The sequence below is a fragment of the Martelella sp. HB161492 genome, from assembly GCF_013184775.1.
Classification (GTDB): Bacteria; Pseudomonadota; Alphaproteobacteria; order Rhizobiales; family Rhizobiaceae; genus Martelella.
The window spans coordinates 1-19,754 of record NZ_JAATVV010000005.1; the positions used below are offsets into that span (position 1 = coordinate 1).

Below are 19,754 nucleotides of genomic sequence, written 5' to 3' on the forward strand. Positions count from 1 at the left end.
AAAGCGCCACCGGATCGCACGCATCAGCGGCAGGAGATCCTGGCCCGGATCAATATCGTCCTCACAGGGCTTAGCCATCTCGATCATGCTGACGGACCCGGATGGCGGGGCGCTGCTGTCCGTCACCGATCACGTTGTGCGGCGCGCCGTTTCCCGGGCTTCGTTGACGAAGTCCGGCCCTTGCGATATTATGGTACGAATTGAGTACCACTAAAACAAACAGCAAAAATACAGGGTCAGGTGCTTCCTGCGAGAAGCATGACGTTGGCGCGTGCCATCAGCACAAGCCGTGAGGAAACAATCCATGTCGTATCTTTCCAGACGAAACTTCATGCTGGCGGGGGCTGCCGTGGCATCGCTCGGCCTGTGTCTCAGGACGGCTGCTGCCCAGAGCGCAGGCAGCGCCTTCAACATTGCCTCGTCGGCGATGCCGGGTACGGATGAAGGTCCGAAGACGCCGGGTATTCAGGGGATTACGGCGATATGCGAAGTGACGGGCGGTGGCGAAAAGGTCTATGGCATCGCCGTTGAATATGACACGGCCATCGACCCGGAAAGCCTTTCGCCCGACAGCTTTGCCACCGGAGTGGTTCCTGCCGCGGAAGGTTATTTTCCCGGCATGCCCACCGGCCCGGACAAGGATGCGACGACCGCGCCCGCCGTGCCACGCGCGGTTGCCGCGATCTACACCAATGCTGCAGCGGCGCTGCGGCCGGATCAGAAAAGCGTTGCCGGCCGGTATGTCATTGCCGAATTCGCCCATGCCGAGGATCTGAGCCTGCCGACCACCGACAGCGACATGGTTTCGCTCACACAGCTCAGAGATGTGAAAACGAGCGATGGCGTGGTCTATGCTGCGGCGGCAAAGTCGTGGAGCAATGTCGGTGCGCGCGGCAACAGTGTTGTGATCCGGGGCGTGGATGCCTGGGAGCAGAACCACTGGTGGTGGGATGACAGCCGCTCGGCCTGGCTGGAATACAGTATCTACCTGCCGAAATCCTTCCTCGAACCCGGCGGCGAGGAAAAGAGCTATCCGTTGCTGCTTGCCATCACCCATTCGGGTACGAGCTATGATGGCACCTGCGCACAGACGCTGACGGAAACCTGCATTGCCAGTATCTGGGGCATGCCCGAAGAGCAGGCCCGGCATGAATGCGTCGTCATAACGCCGCGCTATGAGCGCACGACGATGAATGATTACTGGGAACATACGCCCGACGTTGAAAATACCTATCGGCTGGTTCAGTCGCTGATGCGAAACACGTGGAATTTCGGCAACCCCAATCTCGCGGACCGCCGTGACAAGGTGCTGAAGATCGATCCCAGCCGGGTTTATTGCACCGGCTGGTCCATGGGAGCGATGACGACACTCTGGCTGATGGCGAAACACCCGGAAACCTTTGCCGCCGGCCTCGTCATTGCCGGCCAGCAACGGCCGCAGGATGTGGAAACCCTGGCGTCGCAAAACCTCTTGATCATCACCGGCTCTGAGGATCAGAAGGCCACACCCTGGGAGGAGGAATGCGTCCCAGTCTGGCGGGAGGCCGGCGGGACGGTGACACGCCCGGATGCGCTTCTGGATCCCGCGCTGATCTTCCCTGTCGATGATCAACACGCGCTGACGGCGCAGGTCGATGGCTATCTCGGCGAGGGCGGCAATATCACCTTCCTGACGTTTGACGGCGTCGATCACATGGGGTCCGCGCGGAAATTCTTCTACATCAAGGCTGCCCGTGACTGGCTGTTCAGCCAGACGAAGAAGGTCTGACACCGTGCGTTACAAGGTTCGGAAAGGGATAGAAATGTCTTGCAGGCAACAACCCATCACCGTTGCGCGCTTGTTGATGGCCGCTGTTCTGGCGATGGTCTTCTCACCTGTTGCAGCGCATGCCGCGCCTGCGGATCTCACTGCAATCCCGGCGGCTGTTCCGTGCAGCGCCCTGCTCAAGGCAGATCTGAGTGCGATCGGCGGGTCTGGCAGCAAGGTCAACTCGGCAGAGGAGACGACGTCGGATGGCATCGCGGTCTGCAACGTCAAGGGCGCGCTGGCGCCGAAGATCAATTTCCAAGTCCTGCTTCCGGTGAAGACGTGGACGCAGCGCTATCTGCAGGTCGGCTGCGGCGGGCTTTGCGGCATGATCACACTGCGTTCGGGCGCATCGTCCGGCTGCACGCCGCTCACCAATGGTGAATTTGTCATGGCGGCAACCGATATGGGCCACAGTGACCCAAGCGGGGCCTGGGGGCTTGATGAACAGCAGCGCAACGACTTTGCCTATCGCGCCCAGCATCTCACTGCTGAAGCGGCCAAGGCGCTGATCGCCGCATATTACGGACAGGACCCGCGCTACAGCTATTTCAACGGCTGCTCGGATGGCGGGCGTGAAGCCGTGATGGAGGCAATGCGCTTCCCTGACGACTTCAACGGTATCATTGCCGGTGCACCAGCCATGCTGTTTCAGGTGCAGAACACACTGCATCATGGCTGGCTTGCCCGCTCCAATTATGATGCGGATGGTCAAGTCATCCTGACATCAAAGCTTCTGCCCTTGATTCATCAGGCCGTGCTGGATGCCTGTGATGCCAATGATGGCCTGGTGGACGGTCTGATCGCCCAGCCGGCGCTCTGCCAGTTCGATCCGCAGACGCTTGTCGGCAAGGGGCTGACACAGGAGCAGGCCGATGCGCTTGCCAAGATTTATGCTGGCCCGCACGACCCGCAAACCGGTGCGCCGCTGACGACAGGCAATCCGCTCTACGGCTCGGAACTCGGCTGGCAGGGTGTATTCGTTGCTGACAATGCGGATAGCGAGCTGTTTTCCCAGAAGATTGTTGAGCCGGTCATGCGCTATCTGGCATTTGAAACAGCTGTGCCGGATGCACAGCTGTCAGATCTGAAATTCACCGAGGCAACACTCAACGCCCTGCGCACCCGCCATCCGCTGTTCGACGCCACCATGACCGATCTGTCTGCGTTCCAGCAGGATGGCGGCAAGCTCATCCTGTGGCACGGGCTGGCCGATCAGCATATTTCACCGGCCAATACGGTTAGCTTTCACAAAGGCATGATCCGCGACATGGGCGCAGAGACTGTTGACGGCTTTGAGCGCCTCTATCTTCTCCCCGGCGTTGGCCATTGTGGCGGCGGCCAGGGGCCGGCAGCGCTCGACCTTCTCACCCCCATGATGGAATGGGTCGAAACCGGCAGCGCCCCTGACGGCATCATGACAGCGTCAACCGATGACACCTCGACCTTCGGGCAACCCGACGGAAGCGTCGGTGATGGCGGCGGCCACCCGCAACTGGCCGATCTCGGCGTGGCACCGCTGCCCGCCATGACCCGTCCGGTCTATCCCTATCCCGCAACCGCTGAATGGAGTGGAAAGGGTGAAGTGACCGACGGGACGACCTGGCACAAAGGTCCCGCAGCCGAGATCGTGACACTGCATGACTGGCCGGGTGCGGACTTCTTTGCTCGCTATACCCCGGCTGACTGAAGCAACGAAACGTGGCGCGCGCTGCCTCCCCCTGTGCAGCGCGCGGTCCTGAAAGACATGTGAATGCGCCATTCAACAGACGAAATCCCCGATCCTTCATCCACATCGCAGCCCGGGACCGATCTCAGGATGATCCTTGCAGGGCTGATGCTTTCGATGATCCTCGCCTCGCTGGACCAAAGCATCGTCAATACGGCATTACCCCGCATGGCAAGTGATCTTGGCGGGCTCGCCCATCTGTCCTGGGTGGTTACGGCCTTCATGCTGAGCTCGACGATTGCCACGCCGATGTTCGGCAAGCTGAGCGATATGTTCGGTCGCCGCAATTTCCTGGTTCTGGCAATCTGCCTGTTCATTGGCGCGTCGGCCTTATGCGGAGTGGCCCAGTCGATGGGACAGCTCGTGTTCTTCCGGCTGGTTCAGGGCATAGGGGCTGGCGGGCTGATGACGCTCACCCAGACGATCATTTCAGATGTGGTCGGACCGCGCGAGCGGGTTCGCTATCAGGGGCTGTTTACGGCGGCCTTTGCCCTTTCCGCCGTGGCGGGGCCCATTCTGGGCGGCGGGCTGACGACGGCATTGTCCTGGCGATGGGTGTTCTATGTCAACCTGCCCGTGGGCCTTGTCGCGCTGGCGCTGATCCTGCGGGCGTTGAAGCCGAGCGGCCGGCGTGTTGCCCACCAGATCGACTATGCCGGTGCGGTTCTGCTCGCGGCAGCAGCGGCCTTGGCATTGCTTCTGTTCAGCTGGGGTGGCTCGCTGTTTGCCTGGCGATCATGGCAGGCGGCCAGCGTCATTGCGACTGTCATTGTGCTTGTGGGCCTTTTCATATGGCGCGAGCGGCATGCGGCCGAGCCGGTGCTGAGCCTGGCGCTTTTCCGCATCCAGAGTTTTACCGTCGGGACCGTCACCATGGGCTGCATGGGCTTTGCCATGATGAGCGCGATGGTGTTTCTGCCGCTCTATTTCCAGCTGGTTTTGGGACTCAATCCGGCCGAAGCGGGTTTCATGCTGCTGCCGCAGATCTTGATGATGCTGGCCAGTTCGGTGATCGGCGGCAAGATCTCGGCCGATCTTGGCCGTCCGAAGCTGTTCATGGCTGGCGGCATCGCCCTGGAAGCGGGCGGGCTGGCGAGTCTGGCGCTTCTTGCCAGTGCTGGCGCGGGTATTCCCTGGTTCTGGGGCGCGCTCGCCATTCTCGGCCTCGGCATGGGCGTTGCCATGCCCAATGCCACAGCGATTGTGCAAAATGCCGTACCGCAGGCGGAAATGGGCGTTGCCACGGCCAGCATGTCCTTCATCCGCTCCATGGGCGGCGCGCTTGGCGTTGCCGTTTCCGGCGGCGTGATGACCGCCCGGCTCGGCGCCGATCTGGCGCGCCACACCGAGATTGACGTGCAGGCGGTCATCAATGGCGGCATGGGTACGATTGCGGCCCTGCCCGATACATTTCGGCCGGTCATTATCTCTGCTTTTGGCGATGCGATAACGGCAAGCTTCGAGATCGGCGGCGGGGTCATGGCGTTCGCCTTCATCCTGGCGTTGACGCTCCGCGGTACGGATTTCGTGACAACCGGGCACAAACCAGCCTGAAGCAGCGCCTTCGGTGAAGAGCGACGAAAGGACCAGAAATGACAGACAAGACGGGATTTCTCAGCAACAAGACGGTTCTGATACTCGCCGGCAGTTCCGGTTTCGGGTTTGAGATCGCCCAACTCGCAGGAGCGCAAGGCGCAAAGCTGATCATCGTCGGCCGGGATGAAGACAAGTGTGAACACGCCGCCGCAAGGTTGCAGGCAGGCGGTAGCCTTGCAGAAGGATACGCGCTGAATGCGACGGACAGCGACGCCTTACGCGGGCTGCTGGAGGCAATCGGGCCCGTTGACCATGCCGTGTCGATGGTCGGAGGCGCTATGGGCGGCGGTTTCCTTGCCGCAGACATGGCGACAATTCGCAATGCCATTGAAGATAAATTCTTCTCAAACCTCCAGATTGCCCGCACGCTCGCCCCCTATCTCGCTGAAACCGGCAGCCTCACGCTGACAGCCGGTTCCGGTGGCCGTCCCGACAATGCATCGGGGGCGATCGTCGGCAATGAAGGCATTTCGACCCTGGTGCGGGGGCTTGCGGTTGAACTGGCACCGCGGGCGAGAGCGAATGCGGTAGCACCAACCTGGACGCCGACGCCGCTCTGGCGCGACGTTCCGGCAGCCGAGGTGGAGGCGACGCGGCTCCGTTTTGCCGGACAGATACCGCTTGCCCGCACAGGCAAGCCGCGGGAAGTCGCCCTTGCCTATCTGTTTTTGATGCAGTGCGGTTTCATCACCGGCCAGACCATCATCGTTGATGGCGGTCTGGCGCTGATAAGCTGACGGGCATCAGGGCAGGTGCCGCCGTCGAACAAAAGGGATTGCCGGAAATGATCTCCATGTCGGCAATGGCGGCACGGGCTGGAAAAATCGGCTTGCGCTGTTCATGGTCAGCCGGGCGAGGCCCATGGACAGCGTTTTCAGCTTGCGGCGCGCGACTACGTCCTTGATCGGATTTATTGCGGTTTCACCTGTTGAAACAGCCAGTCCCGGATTCCCTCGACTCTGTAGGCGATGCGCCAAGTGTTGATGTGATTGCTTCCCGGATCATCGGACTGACCAGTCGGGACCACCGTACCCTTTTCAAGCACCGTATAGTTGATCGGCGCTTTCTCGGACTCCATCGCCCTGACCTGCGTGGCAAACTCCGCCGGCGTGGACAGGCCGCTCCAGCTGGCCTTGGCAACCCTGGTGCCGAGTGTCTCGTAAACCGCCGTCATTTCATTTTCGGTCGGATAGGCCTTGGCGTCGCCTTCGGAGACCACGATCCATTGCCGCGTTTTGGCCAGCGGCGCAACCTTGGCGGGGTCCCATTGCCCGGCAACGATGAAGGCGGCCGCGAACAGATCGGGATGCTTGATCATAATGGCCAGCGACAACATAGCGCCGCCCGACTGGCCCGTGGTGTAGAGCCGGTTCTGATCAATGCTGTAACGATTTGAAACATCTGCGAGCAGATTGACAATGGTATCCGCCCAGCTTGTGTCGTCACTGTTGTCGCCGGCGACCTGGACGGAAAATTGCGGCGCCAGGACAAAGGCTTCGTGCTTAGCCTGTTCTTCTGGTTCCGCCCACACGACAGCACCCAGACCCTGTTTCAACGTCGTCTCCGCTACCGGGCTGGTGACGCCGGCATCATGCATGAAGAGGACCAGTGGATAGGACTTCGAGGGATCATAGTTTTTCGGGACATAGAGATTGTATTCGACAACGTTGCCCGTTGCAGGATCGCTGAGCACCATCTGGTCGAAATCGTCTACGACCGTGTTGGAAACGCTGGTGATCGGTACGACAACATCGCTTGGAGCGTAGTCTGCTCCTCCCACCGTCCTGACGTTTCCAGTCTGCGTGACGATTTCGGTCGCATCCCGGCGCGTGATGTCGCGGCCATCACTGGCGAAGGTGGCCGCATTCGTATCATCAGGCGAGAGCTCGACAATGACGAACCGGCCATTCCTGCCGTGATCTGCCGGAGCGGCTGTCGTATTCGCGTAGACGCGGGTGATCGTGCGATCCTTGACAGAGAAGGCGGTGGTAGAGAGCGCGGTGCTGTCGATTTCCGCGTCGTAGCCGATGGCGATGGCAGTCAGCTTCTGACCGTCGCCAAAGACCGCGGTGATGGCCGTGCTGCCGCGGATATGGGCGGGAAGTGGCGGGCCGAACGATGGCGGGCCGCCGGCTGCCGGCTGCTGCGCCAAGGCGAAGCCGGCAGGTGTCAGCATGAGTGCGCTGCCAAGCGCAAACAGTTTCATGACGTCTCGGCGCGATGAGCCGCAGGCGTGGCGGTGGGTGAAAGATGTCATGATCTGCCCTTTCCGATGGGCGCAGATATTGCGCTTTAAATTATGGAACTATGATGGTATCATAAATAATCGGAGCGGCGCTCTTTTCAACCGGCAGGGCGATGCAAGGCCGCTTGAAATCTGGCTCTCCGTTGGTTCAGACCCCAAAATCTCAGCTAATATTCTGGAACGGCGATACGGGACAGTGTCCCTTTGACTGTTCCAGTCACGCAACGGATCACGTCAATGCCGAAAATCTTCTCGCGATATGCCACGCCTTTTGTCACGGGGCTCTTTCTCGTTTCAGCGATCTCCGGGACTGCTCTGTTTTTCAACTATCAGAACGGTCTGTTTCATAACATGCATGTCTGGCTCAGCATGGTCCTGCTGCTTCCCTTTGTGCTGCACATCTGGAAGAACTGGCGGCCGTTCAACAATTATTTCAAGCATGTGCCGATGTTTGTGGCACTTCTGCTGTCGGTGGCGGGGGGCCTTTATTATGCGCTGGACAGCCTGCCCGGCAATGGTGGCGGGCGCGAGGGCGGCGGCGGGCGCCCTGAATTCGCCTTTCTCAACAAGATCCAGAATGCGCCGGTCAGCGAGGTGGCACCGCTTCTCAAGCTGAGTGACGATGCCGTCACCAGCGGGCTTCAGACGAAAGGCTTCACTGTCTCCGGCCCTGACGATACGATCGCGGCAATTGCCAGGAACTCATCGAAATCGGCGACCGATGTCTATAGTGCGCTGTTGCAGCTCGGCAATTGAACGTGCGTCTGTCTTCAATTAAGGCTGAAATAGCACTTGCGCTCGCAAACGGACGCAAAAGTGTTCTCGCTGCGCTGGCGCTTCAACCGAAGCGCCAGCGCAAGTCATTTTTCGCGAGAGATAAGCGATCCGTTTTGAGAGCCGCTTCTTGAATGGCCGAACCACGAACTGAATGGCTATTCAATCCATCGAGTGTGTGCATCCCAGCTCGCGGCGACGTTTCTATACTGGATGAGCCCTTTTGATATCAACGAGCGTAGCGCACTGAGGCTCGTTGCTTGTTGTCGCTCTAGCGGGAGATGAAAGTCACAGATTTTTCAGGTTTCAGCCGAGTCGTATCGCAATCGGCACAGTGCCAATGCTTCGCTGGGCTGGCTCGATCCGACGCTGATCAATCAGGCGTTGCCAGCCAAACCGGCGCGACATAGGAGGCACCTGTCTCCGCCGAACCGACAGTGTTGCGGGCATGGGCGAAATACTCCCGTCCGGTTCCGAAACAATTCGTCTCGGGCATGGCCGTCGCCACACGTTCCGCCAGGATTTCATCATCGACAAGCACGTCGAGGCGGGCATTTTCCGGATCAATCACCAGAAGGTCACCATCGCGGATTTTCGCGATCAGGCCACCGTCGACGGCCTCCGGAGTGACGTGAATGGCGGCCGCGACCTTGCCGGACGCACCCGACATCCGTCCATCTGTGAGAAGTGCTACGCGGAACCCTCGATCCTGAAGGGCGCCAAGTGCTGACGTCAGCTTGTGGAGTTCCGGCATGCCGCAGGCCTTTGGCCCCTGAAAGGGCAGAACGGCAATGAAATCCTGTTCGAGTGCCCCACTGGCATGGGCTTTGAGCAGGGCCGACTGCGAGGCGAAAACCCGCGCCGGAGCCTTCACCACGCGATGCTGAGGCAGGATTGCAGACACCTTCATGACGGCACGGCCCAGATTGCCTGACAGCAAGCTGAGGCCGCCGGTCGGCTGGAAAGGGGCGGCGGCCGGTCGTAGGACTGTGTCGTCGCCCGAAGTTGAAGCCGCAGGTCGCCATGCGAGTTCGCCATCGTCAAGCCAGGGCTCCTCGGTATAGGCCTCCAGCCCCGTTCCCATGATGGTTTCGGCATCGTCGTTTAGCAGGCCTGCAGACAGAAGCGTCGAGATCAGATAGCCCATGCCGCCAGCAGCATGGAAGTGATTAATGTCCGCGTTGCCGTTGGGATAGGCCCGCACGAGCAGCGGTATGACGGATGACAGGTCGGCAAAGTCATCCCAGCTCAGGATGATGCCGGCACATCGCGCCATGGCGACGAGATGCATGGTGTGATTGGTGGATCCTCCGGTTGCCAGAAGGCCGATGATGCCATTGACAAAGGCGCGTTCGTCAAGGATTCGACAGAGGGAAACGGCTTCGTTTCTCGGGGGAGACAGGGCGATGACCCGTGTAGTTGCGGCCGCCGTCAGGGCATCACGAAGCGGCGTGTTGGGATTGACAAAGCTTGCGCCCGGCAGATGAAGTCCCATGATTTCCATCAGCATCTGGTTGGAATTCGCCGTGCCGTAAAAAGTGCAGGTTCCGGCTGAATGATAGGATCTGACCTCGGCATCAAGCAGGGCTTCCCGGTCGACCTTTCCTTCGGCATACAGTTGGCGGATGCGTGATTTTTCCGGATTTGGCAATCCGGAGGGCATCGGACCGCCTGGCACGAAAAGCGCCGGCAGATGGCCGAAACCGAGCGCGCCCATGACCAGTCCCGGTACGATCTTGTCGCAGACACCGAGATAAAGCGCTGCATCAAATGCGTTATGGCTCAGCGCCACCACAGTGGCAAGTGCAATGGTATCGCGGCTGAACAGCGACAGTTCCATGCCATCGGCACCTTGGGTGATACCGTCGCACATGGCCGGAACGCCACCGGCTACCTGGGCGACAGCGCCATGTCTGCGCGCTGCATCCCTGATCAGCGCTGGAAAACGCTCGAAGGGCTGATGCGCCGAGACCATGTCGTTATAGGCTGTGACAATTGCGATATTCGCGACATTCGCGGTCAGAAGAGCGCGCTTTTCAGCCGCATCGGTTGCTGCTGCTACATGGGCGAGATTGGCACAGGCAAGCTTCGTCCGGTTGCGCCCGCTTGCCGCCGCCTTTGCCATGTTTTCCAGGTAACACCGCCGCGAGATTGCGGAACGCTCGGCAATGCGGTGGGTGATACGCCGAATGGTGTCATGCGTGGCCATGCCATTTTCCTGGCTGGTTGCCAGTCCCTGTTGTTATCTGTAAATCAACTTGTAATTTTTGTTGACTACATGTCAAGTAGCGCTTAGCGTTGATCAAAATCGATAACCGGCGGAATGCCTCTGGGGAGGAGATCCCAGATCAGCAAGATGATGGAACCAGGCGGAGCATCCTCCGCCGGGACGGTCTTGTTCTGCCAGATGAGAGGATATTGCGGACCGTGAAGATGTCATCTAACAGGCCGAGACGTATCGCGACTTTGGGCAACGCCTTTCTCGACACGATTGTCTACCTCCCGCGACTGCCGACCGAACCCTGCAAGTTCCGTGCGACCGATGTGCGTCGCACCGGTGGTGGCATTGCGGCGACGGCGGCCTGCGCCGTTGCCCGGCTCGGGGCTGAAGCGGTCTATTGGGGCCGGCTGGGAGAGGATGAGACCGGCGATCAGATTATCGCCCGGCTCAATCACTTCGGTGTGAAAACGGAGGCGGTTAAGCGCGTCGCCGGCGGAATGAGCCCGGTTGGCACCGTACTGGTGTCGCCGGGCGGAGAGCGCATGGCCTTCGGCTTTATCGGCCGGGATCTCGGTAATGAGGCGGAGTGGCTGCCTCTTGACGAGCTGGATCATGTCGATGGCGTTCTGGCCGATTACAGCTGGTGGCAGGGCGCTGCGGCGATTTTCACGGCGGCACGGCAGCGCGGTATTGTCACGGTGCTGGACGCCGATGTCGGCGATATGAGTGCGGTGCACGAACTTCTCGAGCTGCCAGATCACATCGTCTTCTCGGCGGCCTGCCTTTCGACCCTCACCGGTATGAGCGATATCGTCGCGGCCCTACCGGTCGCGGCAAGGCTGTGCCGCGGCATCGTCTCCGTGACCGACGGCAGCCGCGGTTTTTTCTGGCATGACGGTGAGGCTGTGAAAAACGTGCCGGCCTTTCCGGTCGATGCGATCGACACCAACGGCGCTGGCGACATCTTCCACGGCGCTTTCACACTGGGGCTCGCGGAAGGTCTCCCGATTATGGAAGCGGCCCGGCTCGCCAGCGCGACTGCAGCACTCAAATGCGCTCGCGGCAGTGGCTGGGAAAGCATTCCCGACCGGCCGGCCGTCGACAAACTGCTCAGGGAGAATGCATGATGGAAATATCACCCGGAAAATACTGGGGCCTGCGTCGCCTCGCCGATAGCGATGGCCGTTTTCGCATCCTGGCGATGGATCAGACCGGCCCCATCGTCAACCCGATCCGGCAGGCGCGGAAGCTGGATGCGGCACCCTTTGAAGATGTTGCCGCCGTCAAGCGCATGCTTGCGCGTCATCTGGCGCCCCATGCGTCGGCCGTTCTCATCGATCCACCGCTTGGCTATGCCGCTGGCATCCGCGACATTCCGGCTTCGAGAGGCCTGCTCATTGCCAATGAGTGGGCGACCTGGGAGGTCACCGAAACCGGCCGCAAGTCCGCCAGCATTCCCGGATGGGATCCGGCACTGATCCGGAGGATTGGCGGCGACGCCGTGAAGATCAATCTCTGGTACCGGCCAGATGTCTCGCCGGAGGTGAAGGCGCATCAACTTGCCTATCTCGAAACGGTGAAGCGGGCGTGCCGCCTGAACGACATCGCCTTCGTGCTTGAATTTCTGGTTTACCCCCTGCCGGGTGAGAGCGCTGCCGAATTTGACGGCAAGCGGCCGGAACTGATCGCAGGTTCGCTCTCTGACACAGACATCATGGATCCGCAGGGTGTCGATCTTTATAAGCTGGAACCGCCCATCGCCGTCAGCAATGTACCTGATCCGGACGGTCCGCAGGCCGCAGCCGCACAGGTAGCCTTTGACCGCATGGCCCGCCACGTTCACCGCCCGTGGCTGCTGCTGAGTGGAGGCTCCAGCCCGGAGAATTTCCTCCGCCTTCTTACCTTTGCATATCGCGCGGGTGCGAGTGGATATCTTGCCGGCCGGGCAATCTGGGCGAAGGCTTTCAGCCATTTTCCTGACCTTTACGCCATGGAGGTGGCGATGCAGGACGAGGCGCCCCGTTTCATGGATCGGTTTAATCGTCTCACCGAAGGTCTGGCAATGCCTTGGCACGCGCATGCTCATTGGCAGGGCATGGTCGAGATGGTTCCGGATGGCGAGCGCTTTGCGGCTAGCTATTCCGCACTCTTAGCCCCGGATTATCAGCAGACGGGGCGGGACCAGTGACCTATCTTGATTTCAGCGGCGTCCTGTCGCGAACGGATCTTCTGATCAGGGGCGCCGAACTGACCATAGTGATCTCGCTGGCCGCAATGTTCTTTGCCCTTCTCATCGGGCTTTGCTGCGCCAGTATGCTGCTCAGCGCCTTCAAGCCACTGCGCATCTTCGTGCTCTGCTACGTCGAGGCGATCCGCAATACGCCGTTCATCGTTCAGGTTTTCCTGATCTATTTTGGCCTGCCGTCTCTCGGCATCAAGCTGACACCGCTTGCGGCTGCGATTCTGGCCATGTCGATCTATGGTGGTGCCTATACGAGTGAAATCATCCGTTCCGGCATTCAAAGCGTCGCCAAAGGACAGATCGAGGCGGGGCGTTCGCTCGGCATGTCGCCTCTGCAGATCTTCCGCTACGTGATCCTGAAGCCGGCATTCTCCGCGATATTTCCGTCGCTTGCCGCCCAGTTCATCCTGCTGCTGCTGTCATCCAGCGTGGTTTCGGCGATCTCCGTGCCCGAACTGACCGGCATCGGCAATGACATTCAGGGCATGACCCTGCGCAACATGGAGATCTATCTGATCATCGCCGCCATCTATGTCGGGCTTGTCGCCATTCTCAAACTCGGCTGTGTCGTCTTTGAGCGCAGCGTGTTTCGGTTCAAGTATCTGGGGCGCTAGCACAAGATGTTTCAACAATTCAGCCTTCACCATATTCAATTCATGCTCGTCGGTCTCAGCTGGACCGTCCTGCTGGCCGCAATCGGCCTGATCGGAGGCTCGATTGCCGGATCAGTCCTGACGCTGATGCGGGTGTCAAAACACGGCCTCCTGCGCGGCATTGCTCAAGTCTATATCTTCGTCGTTCAGGGGACGCCGCTTCTGGTGTTGCTTTTCATAGCCTATTTCGGGGCCACCTATATCGGTTTCAACGTCCCGCCTATGGTCGCGATCTCGGTTGCCTTCTCGTTCTATGCCGCCGCCTTTCTGGGAGAAATCTGGCGCGGCGCCATCCAGTCCGTTCCGGTCGGTCAGAGCGAGGGAGCGCATGCGCTCGGCCTCAGCCGCAGCGATACTATGCTTCACATCATCGTACCGCAGGCCATCCGTGTCGCGACACCGGCAACGGTCGGCTTCTTCGTTCAGCTGATCAAGAACACGTCGCTCGCGTCCGTTGTCGGCATCATCGAGCTTACCCGAACCGCACAGATCGTCAGCAATGCGACCTTCAAGCCGCTCGAAGTCTATCTGACGGCAGCCGCTTTTTACTTTCTGATCTGTTTTCCCATCACGCTTGTCAGTCGTCGCCTCGAGCGCCGCCTGTCTCAATCATGATCGTCAAAGGAGGAGTAAATGATGATCAAATTCGCCAAGACCCTTGCAATCGCGACAATAACGCTGGCGGCAATGACAACCGCCAGTCTGGCCCAGACCGCCACCAGCACGCTCGACAAGATCATTCAGAGCGGCAAGCTGGTGGTCGGAATTTCCCTGTCGACACCGCCCTATGGCATGACCGATTCCAGCATGCAGCCTGCCGGATTTGACGTGGCCGTTGCTAAGCTTCTCGCCCGCGATCTCGGCGTCGAGCTGCAAATTGTCGATCAGGTTTCCCAGGCTCGCATTCCCAATCTGACCAGTGGCAAGGTCGATATCATCGTCTCCTCCTTCGGCATCACCGCAGAACGGGCGAAGGCGGTCATGTACACCAATTCGATTTATGTCGATGAGCAGATGGTGCTGGCGCCGGCCGCTTCGCAGATAGCCAGCCTCGAAGACCTTGTCGGCAAGCGCGTCGGCGTCACCCGTTCGACGACCAATGATACACTGATCACGGAGAAGGCACTGGATGGCACGAATATCCAGCGCTTCGAGGATGATGCATCGACCAATCAAGCACTGTTCACCGGCCAGGTCGACGCCATCGTTTCGGGGGTCGCCGCCGCCAACGCCATCAGCGCGCAGACGGACAAGTTTGCCCGGAAATTCGCCGTACGCCAGTCGCCGATGGGCATCGGTGTCCGACGTGACGACTTCGACCTGCGCCAGTGGCTGAACACGGACATCATGCTGCTCTGGAATTCCGGCGAACTGCAGGCTGCCCAGAAGCAGTGGCTTGGTCTCGCTAATGAGACGCTGCCGGTCTTCTGATCGCCACATCCAGGCTCCGCGTCCTGCGGAGCCTGCCCTTCAAGAACGCATACCTTGGAAAGGTTTGTCATGACCAGAATGACACTTCGCCAGCTTCTCGATCACGCCGCTGAATATAATTATGGCGTCCCGGCATTCAGCGTAACGACAATGGAGCAGATGATTGCCGTCATGGATGCCGCACGCAGCGTTGACGCCCCCGTCATCCTCCAGGTCGGCACCAAGGCGCGCGCCTATGCCGGCGATATTATGATCGAGAGCCTGTTTGCGGCGATCGAGAAAATGTATCCCGAAGTGCCAATGGTGGTGCATCAGGATCACGGCAACTCTCAGGCGACCTGCGCCACTGCCCTGCAGCATAAGTTCACCTCGGTGATGATGGACGGCTCTCTCGGTGTCGACGGCAAGACGCCTTCGGACTATGACTACAATGTCGCCGTGACGTCTCAGGTCAGCGCGATGGCGCACTGGATGGGGGCATCTGTGGAAGGTGAGATCGGCGTGCTTGGCAAGCTGAAGGATCGATCCGATAGCCGGCTGCTGACCGATCCGGAACAGGCTGTCGCCTTTGCCAAGGCAACGGAGGTCGATGCGCTGGCCATCGCCATGGGGACGTCGCACGGTGCCTACAAGTTTGATCGCAAGCCCGATGGTGAGGTGCTGGCCATGGACCTGCTTGAGGAGATCCACCGCCGCCTGCCGGACACCCATCTCGTGATGCATGGCTCTTCATCCGTGCCGCAGGAACTGCAGGACATCATGAACAAATATGGTGCCGATATTCCGCAGACCTGGGGTGTTCCTATCGAGGAAATCCAGCGCGGTATCCGCCACGGTGTGCGTAAGGTTAACATCGACACCGATAACCGCATGGCGCTTGTCGGCCAGATCCGCCGGATCCTGCAGGAGGATCGCCGTGAGTTTGATATCCGCAATCTCGTCAAGCCCGGCATGGATGCCATAACCAGGCTCAGCCGCCAGAGGCTGGAAGATTTCGGAACCGCTGGCAATGCGGCGAAAATCAAGGTCATCCCCATGGCTGACATGGCCAGACGCTACCAGGCGGGCGAACTGGCACCCAAGGTGAAATCCTGAAGCCGGCTTAGGGAGGAGCTGCTCATGATCAATATGGATGCTGCAACGGACCATATCGTCACGGCCCGGAAGCTGAACAAGTATTTTGGCGCCTTTCACGCGCTCAAGGATATCGATCTTTCCGTTTCCAGGGGCGAGACCATCGTTATCTGCGGCCCCTCCGGCTCGGGCAAGTCCACGCTGATCCGTTGCCTCAACGCTCTTGAACCCTATCAGGAAGGGCAGCTGACCGTTGCTGGCACAGAGCTCGATGGCAAGCGCAGATCAACTGACACAGTCCGCCGCCGCACCGGCATGGTCTTTCAGAACTTCAACCTTTTTCCGCACATGACTGTGCTTGAAAACTGCATGATCGCACCGATGAAGGTGAAGGGGTTACCGCGTGAAGAAGCGCGCAAAATCGCCACTCGTTTTCTGGAACGGGTGCGTATTCCAGAACAGGCCGGAAAATATCCGGCCCAGCTTTCGGGTGGCCAGCAACAGCGCGTGGCAATCGCCCGTGCCTTGTCGATGAACCCCGAAGTCATGCTCTTCGATGAGCCGACCTCCGCGCTTGATCCCGAAATGGTGCGAGAAGTGCTCGACACTATGGTCGGGCTCGCCGAGGAAGGCAGCACGATGATCTGTGTGACCCATGAGATGAACTTTGCCCGTCAGGTCGCCGACCGGGTGATCTTCATGGATTGCGGTACAGTGGTCGAGGTTGCTGAGCCGGAGGCGTTCTTCAACAACCCGCAGACGGAGCGGGCGAAGGATTTCCTGTCGCAGATATTGCACTGACGGTTTTTGTCACGATTGTCCGTCTTCGGAGAGGTCATCAGCACGCGGGGCATCCTCGCGTGCCCTTTCAAGATGCTGCGCATCGAGAACGGCGGCTCGCGCCTGCAAAAGGTGATACTTCATATAGCTTGCCGCCGCATCACTATCCTCTGCGGCAATCGCCTTCAGGATGCTGGCATGTTCTTCGATGATGCGCATTCTGCGTGTCGGCGGGCGGCCGCGCGCCAGCTCCAGCCCGATGTTCATCGCACTTGTGACTGGCCAGCGCAGCGTTGCGAGTATTTCGACGAAATACTGGTTGCCGCAGGCCGCTGCGATTGCGGCATGAAATTCTGCATCCTGTTCGAGTCCGAGCTCACCGGCGGCAATCGCCCGGTTCAGTTGATCGACGGACGCCGAAATGCGCTCGATGTCGGCAAGAGAACGTCTTTGCGCCGCAAGTCGGGCAGCCTCGACCTCAAGAATGATCCGCGGCTCGAAGGACCGGATATAGTTGGAAAGCTGAGAGATATCGGCAAACTCGGTCAGCCGGGTCGACGGCTGTGTCGAGACGAATGTTCCGATACCGCGTTTTGAATGAACCAGACCATCCGTTGTCAATCGCAGTAGCGCTTCGCGCACGACCGGCCTCGACACGCCGAAAGCATGCGAGAGCTGTGCCTCAGAAGGCAGTTTGTCGCCTGCGGAAAACTCGCCCGTCGTAATTTGCGAGAGAATTTGCTTATAGACAGAGTCCGCCAGACGGTTCTTGTGGGTCGGTGTAATTGTCAGATGGGCCATGCGACAGATCTAGCACCTGTTATTTTTTCTAACAACATGACTGGATGAATTTCGTTCAAACCGTGATGTCAACAGCGGTGTGGCGACGTGCAGGTGATGGATGTGATGCCCTGTTCATAGGGCGGGGAACCAGCTCGGAAAGACGAAACGTGCAACAACGCAATCAAGGCGTTAACCCAAATTCCTAATCTGAGGGTCACGCGTTCGAATCGCGTCGGGATCACCAAAGATTTCAATTGGGTAGGCGCGGGTATCGTGTTCGGCTGTCTGGCCTGTTGTGCTTATTGGCTTCGAAAGTACGCCATTAGCGTCGATGTGCGACCATAGCAGACCGTCGACCAATCGCTGGCCGCGATCGACTATACCTCAAGCCACCCGGGCCATGGGCCGTTTCCCAACGACCAATCACATCGATCTGAATAGATGGAGTGGTTGCCGCTCTTCCCAGCCGGCGCATGCTGCTGGATGATGTTCGGGTTCAACCTAGTGGGCGTAGGTTGAGGGTGTAGTCTCTGGCAGGGTTCTGTGTTGACTTTGGCCTGCCGCTAGTCCTGGCCGGCGCCATCGAAGTATAAATCACCCTCATTCGTTCGCACCTCTACTCTGAAACCCGTTTTGGTATTGATTCGAAACACGGATGACCGGTACTCATCGGCCGTCCCCGGCGCGATGGTGATCTGCATCTCGAGATCCAGCGGCGTTGCCGCCTGCCTGTTACTGTAGACAGGGACCTTGCGGCGGTCTTCGCCGTAGCCTTTCCATCGATATGAAACGCTTTTGTAGCAGAAGGCCTCAACCCGGCGCCTGCCATTGTCATCACGGGAGATCTCGTGGTGGAGCATGAGACCATCCGGGCAGTACCAGCCTCTCTCGTCATCGCCATTCAGGCGTTTATAGGGAGTGCTATAGTCCGTGTATTGAGAACCATCCGACATGGCGCAGAAACCGAATGGCGGCTTTGATGGAATGTGGGTGATGCGATCAATCATATAGTCCCATGCATCGGCGCAACCGACAGGAAAACCACCCGCCAGGCACAGGATCACAGCGCAATCGAGGTCATAGTCCTCATCTGCAAAAGCCGGAGTCTGGACGGCAAAAGCAGCCGCGAATGATGCGGCCATGAGCGATAGCCGCCGTCCTATCGTCTTGTCAGATCCCTTCACATTAACCTCATTGAACAATGCCGAATGCACCTGGAGCGCACCATGTCGGAACAACTTAAGAATCAATTTCGTCTTCTTCTAACAACACATTTTGAAATTCGATTAATATTTTGTAAATATTAATCGATCCGTAATATTGATCATTTTACGACTTAGTGCTCAAAGCATAAAAATGATCGATGTGTTGATATATTTATTCAAACATGAAAAGCACGGCTCAGTCCGAAGCAAATCCTTCGGACGTGTCGCTCATGCTTTCTGGAGGTGGCGTGTCCACAACCCGTGTTGTCGTTCAACCAGCCAATACCTTTGCCATCAGGCATCTGATCAGACGGAAAGGCGGGAGACTGGAAGTCGAAACCGTTCTCTTGAACGGGAAACTCGCCTGGCGGGTCCATGTTCGGTTGCCGGACGACCCAACAATCTATCGTGTCGTCGTCTATCACACTGCAGAAATTCGCTACTTCAGGACCTTCGCCGCGCTGTTTCGCTATTATCGGGAAATGATGCCGGACGAGACCATCCTGCCCATCCCCATGACCCCCGTAGAGGAAATCAATACCGATTGACCCTTGCTGGTCTAGTGCTGGCCGTTTCAGCTGGCGTCCCAGCTATCGCTGCCGATTTTGCATTTAACTACGGTCCTGGCGGAGTTCGGACATCTCACGCCTGCGCACAAGGGCAGGGGGCGTTTTCTTTCAGCTATGGTCCCGGCGGCGTGCCACTATGCTCCAAACCTGCTGCAAAATCGAACGAGGTGGCAACACCGACCACCATCAAAACATCCATCCCGGCGGCAGACATTAAGACAGCAATCGAAGAGACGGCTTTGCGCTATGCCGGAAACAATGGCTTATGCAAGGCAGGCCTGTCGGTGACCGACTGGATGGCTTTGTTCTCTGCCAATATCGCCGTTGAGAGCAATTACCGGCAATCGAGCATCAGCCATGCCGGAGCCATTGGTCTCGGTCAGCTGATGCCGGAAACTGCGGCCCATCTCGGTGTTGATCCTCGTGATCCCAAACAGAACCTCGACGGCTCTGCCCGTTATCTGCTGATGCAGCTTGATCGCTTCGGTTCCAAGGAGCTGGCGCTCGCCGCCTATAATGCCGGACCCGATGCGGTCACCCGGCATGGTGGAATTCCGCCCTACGCGGAAACGCAAGGTCATGTCCGCAAGGTCATGGCCGTCTATCACCGTCTCAAAACTTCCGAAACCACAGACAGGAAATAAG

18 protein-coding genes are annotated in these 19,754 nt (G+C 59.0%); 14 read left to right on the forward strand and 4 right to left on the reverse strand.

Annotated elements, in window-relative coordinates; all coding sequences use genetic code 11:
- Positions 1 to 304: 304 nt before the first annotated feature.
- The 4 genes from HCK86_RS09390 (at position 305) to HCK86_RS09405 (ending at position 5,869) form a co-directional block, all read left to right on the forward strand.
- Positions 305 to 1,768 (forward strand): prolyl oligopeptidase family serine peptidase, encoded by a 1,464-nt coding sequence (locus tag HCK86_RS09390; RefSeq protein WP_176084215.1) that lies wholly within the window; start codon positions 305 to 307, stop codon positions 1,766 to 1,768.
- Positions 1,769 to 1,844: 76 nt separating this feature from the next.
- Positions 1,845 to 3,497, forward strand: coding sequence for a tannase/feruloyl esterase family alpha/beta hydrolase (locus HCK86_RS09395; RefSeq protein ID WP_176084216.1), 1,653 nt, complete (start codon positions 1,845 to 1,847; stop codon positions 3,495 to 3,497).
- A gap of 63 nt (positions 3,498 to 3,560) precedes the next feature.
- Positions 3,561 to 5,090 carry an MDR family MFS transporter gene (locus tag HCK86_RS09400; protein ID WP_210259864.1) on the forward strand — a complete coding sequence of 510 codons (1,530 nt, stop codon included), beginning with the start codon at positions 3,561 to 3,563 and terminating at the stop codon, positions 5,088 to 5,090.
- A gap of 38 nt (positions 5,091 to 5,128) precedes the next feature.
- The gene (locus HCK86_RS09405; protein ID WP_176084217.1) at positions 5,129 to 5,869 is read left to right on the forward strand and encodes an SDR family oxidoreductase; all 741 of its coding nucleotides are present in this window, start codon (positions 5,129 to 5,131) and stop codon (positions 5,867 to 5,869) included.
- 173 nt (positions 5,870 to 6,042) lie between these two features.
- Here HCK86_RS09405 and HCK86_RS09410 read toward each other — a convergent pair whose 3' ends face one another.
- A complete protein-coding gene (locus tag HCK86_RS09410) occupies positions 6,043 to 7,389 on the reverse strand; it encodes a prolyl oligopeptidase family serine peptidase (protein ID WP_210259865.1) in 1,347 nt (448 codons plus the stop codon).
- 225 nt (positions 7,390 to 7,614) lie between these two features.
- Between HCK86_RS09410 and HCK86_RS09415 the strand changes: the two genes are divergently transcribed.
- Positions 7,615 to 8,133, forward strand: coding sequence for a DUF4405 domain-containing protein (locus HCK86_RS09415; protein ID WP_176084218.1), 519 nt, complete (start codon positions 7,615 to 7,617; stop codon positions 8,131 to 8,133).
- A 391-nt stretch (positions 8,134 to 8,524) separates the two neighbouring features.
- On the opposite strand, the gene edd is transcribed toward HCK86_RS09415, so the two are convergent.
- Positions 8,525 to 10,360, reverse strand: coding sequence for a phosphogluconate dehydratase (gene edd, locus HCK86_RS09420; RefSeq protein ID WP_176084219.1), 1,836 nt, complete (start codon positions 10,358 to 10,360; stop codon positions 8,525 to 8,527).
- A 224-nt stretch (positions 10,361 to 10,584) separates the two neighbouring features.
- On the opposite strand from edd, the gene HCK86_RS09425 reads away from it, so the two are divergent.
- The 7 genes from HCK86_RS09425 to HCK86_RS09455 all read left to right on the forward strand — a co-directional run bounded on the left by HCK86_RS09425 (position 10,585) and on the right by HCK86_RS09455 (position 16,573).
- A complete protein-coding gene (locus tag HCK86_RS09425) occupies positions 10,585 to 11,499 on the forward strand; it encodes a PfkB family carbohydrate kinase (RefSeq protein WP_176084220.1) in 915 nt (304 codons plus the stop codon).
- A complete protein-coding gene (locus tag HCK86_RS09430) occupies positions 11,496 to 12,560 on the forward strand; it encodes a tagatose 1,6-diphosphate aldolase (RefSeq protein WP_176084221.1) in 1,065 nt (354 codons plus the stop codon). The genes HCK86_RS09425 and HCK86_RS09430 overlap by 4 nt, the downstream gene beginning before the upstream one ends.
- Positions 12,557 to 13,228, forward strand: a complete 672-nt coding sequence (locus HCK86_RS09435) for an amino acid ABC transporter permease (protein WP_176084222.1) — start codon at positions 12,557 to 12,559, stop codon at positions 13,226 to 13,228. The genes HCK86_RS09430 and HCK86_RS09435 overlap by 4 nt, the downstream gene beginning before the upstream one ends.
- Positions 13,229 to 13,270: 42 nt before the next feature.
- Positions 13,271 to 13,882, forward strand: coding sequence for an amino acid ABC transporter permease (locus tag HCK86_RS09440; RefSeq protein WP_246739534.1), 612 nt, complete (start codon positions 13,271 to 13,273; stop codon positions 13,880 to 13,882).
- Between the two features lie 18 nt (positions 13,883 to 13,900).
- Positions 13,901 to 14,698: a transporter substrate-binding domain-containing protein gene (locus tag HCK86_RS09445; protein ID WP_176084224.1), complete on the forward strand. Its 798-nt coding sequence runs from the start codon at positions 13,901 to 13,903 to the stop codon at positions 14,696 to 14,698.
- Positions 14,699 to 14,767: 69 nt separating this feature from the next.
- The gene (locus HCK86_RS09450; RefSeq protein WP_176084225.1) at positions 14,768 to 15,793 is read left to right on the forward strand and encodes a ketose-bisphosphate aldolase; all 1,026 of its coding nucleotides are present in this window, start codon (positions 14,768 to 14,770) and stop codon (positions 15,791 to 15,793) included.
- A gap of 24 nt (positions 15,794 to 15,817) precedes the next feature.
- Positions 15,818 to 16,573 (forward strand): amino acid ABC transporter ATP-binding protein, encoded by a 756-nt coding sequence (locus tag HCK86_RS09455; protein WP_281409597.1) that lies wholly within the window; start codon positions 15,818 to 15,820, stop codon positions 16,571 to 16,573.
- A gap of 9 nt (positions 16,574 to 16,582) precedes the next feature.
- Here the strand turns inward: HCK86_RS09455 and HCK86_RS09460 are convergent, their stop codons facing one another.
- Complete coding sequence (locus HCK86_RS09460; RefSeq protein ID WP_176084226.1) at positions 16,583 to 17,353, reverse strand: FCD domain-containing protein; 771 nt, start codon at positions 17,351 to 17,353, stop codon at positions 16,583 to 16,585.
- A 545-nt stretch (positions 17,354 to 17,898) separates the two neighbouring features.
- The gene (locus tag HCK86_RS09465; protein ID WP_176084227.1) at positions 17,899 to 18,585 is read right to left on the reverse strand and encodes a hypothetical protein; all 687 of its coding nucleotides are present in this window, start codon (positions 18,583 to 18,585) and stop codon (positions 17,899 to 17,901) included.
- Positions 18,586 to 18,788: 203 nt separating this feature from the next.
- Here HCK86_RS09465 and HCK86_RS24060 point away from each other — a divergent pair, with 203 nt between their 5' ends.
- Both HCK86_RS24060 and HCK86_RS24065 read left to right on the forward strand, forming a co-directional pair.
- Positions 18,789 to 19,088 carry a hypothetical protein gene (locus HCK86_RS24060; protein ID WP_246739535.1) on the forward strand — a complete coding sequence of 100 codons (300 nt, stop codon included), beginning with the start codon at positions 18,789 to 18,791 and terminating at the stop codon, positions 19,086 to 19,088.
- Positions 19,085 to 19,753 (forward strand): lytic transglycosylase domain-containing protein, encoded by a 669-nt coding sequence (locus HCK86_RS24065; RefSeq protein WP_246739536.1) that lies wholly within the window; start codon positions 19,085 to 19,087, stop codon positions 19,751 to 19,753. The genes HCK86_RS24060 and HCK86_RS24065 overlap by 4 nt, the downstream gene beginning before the upstream one ends.
- Position 19,754: the final 1 nt, after the last annotated feature.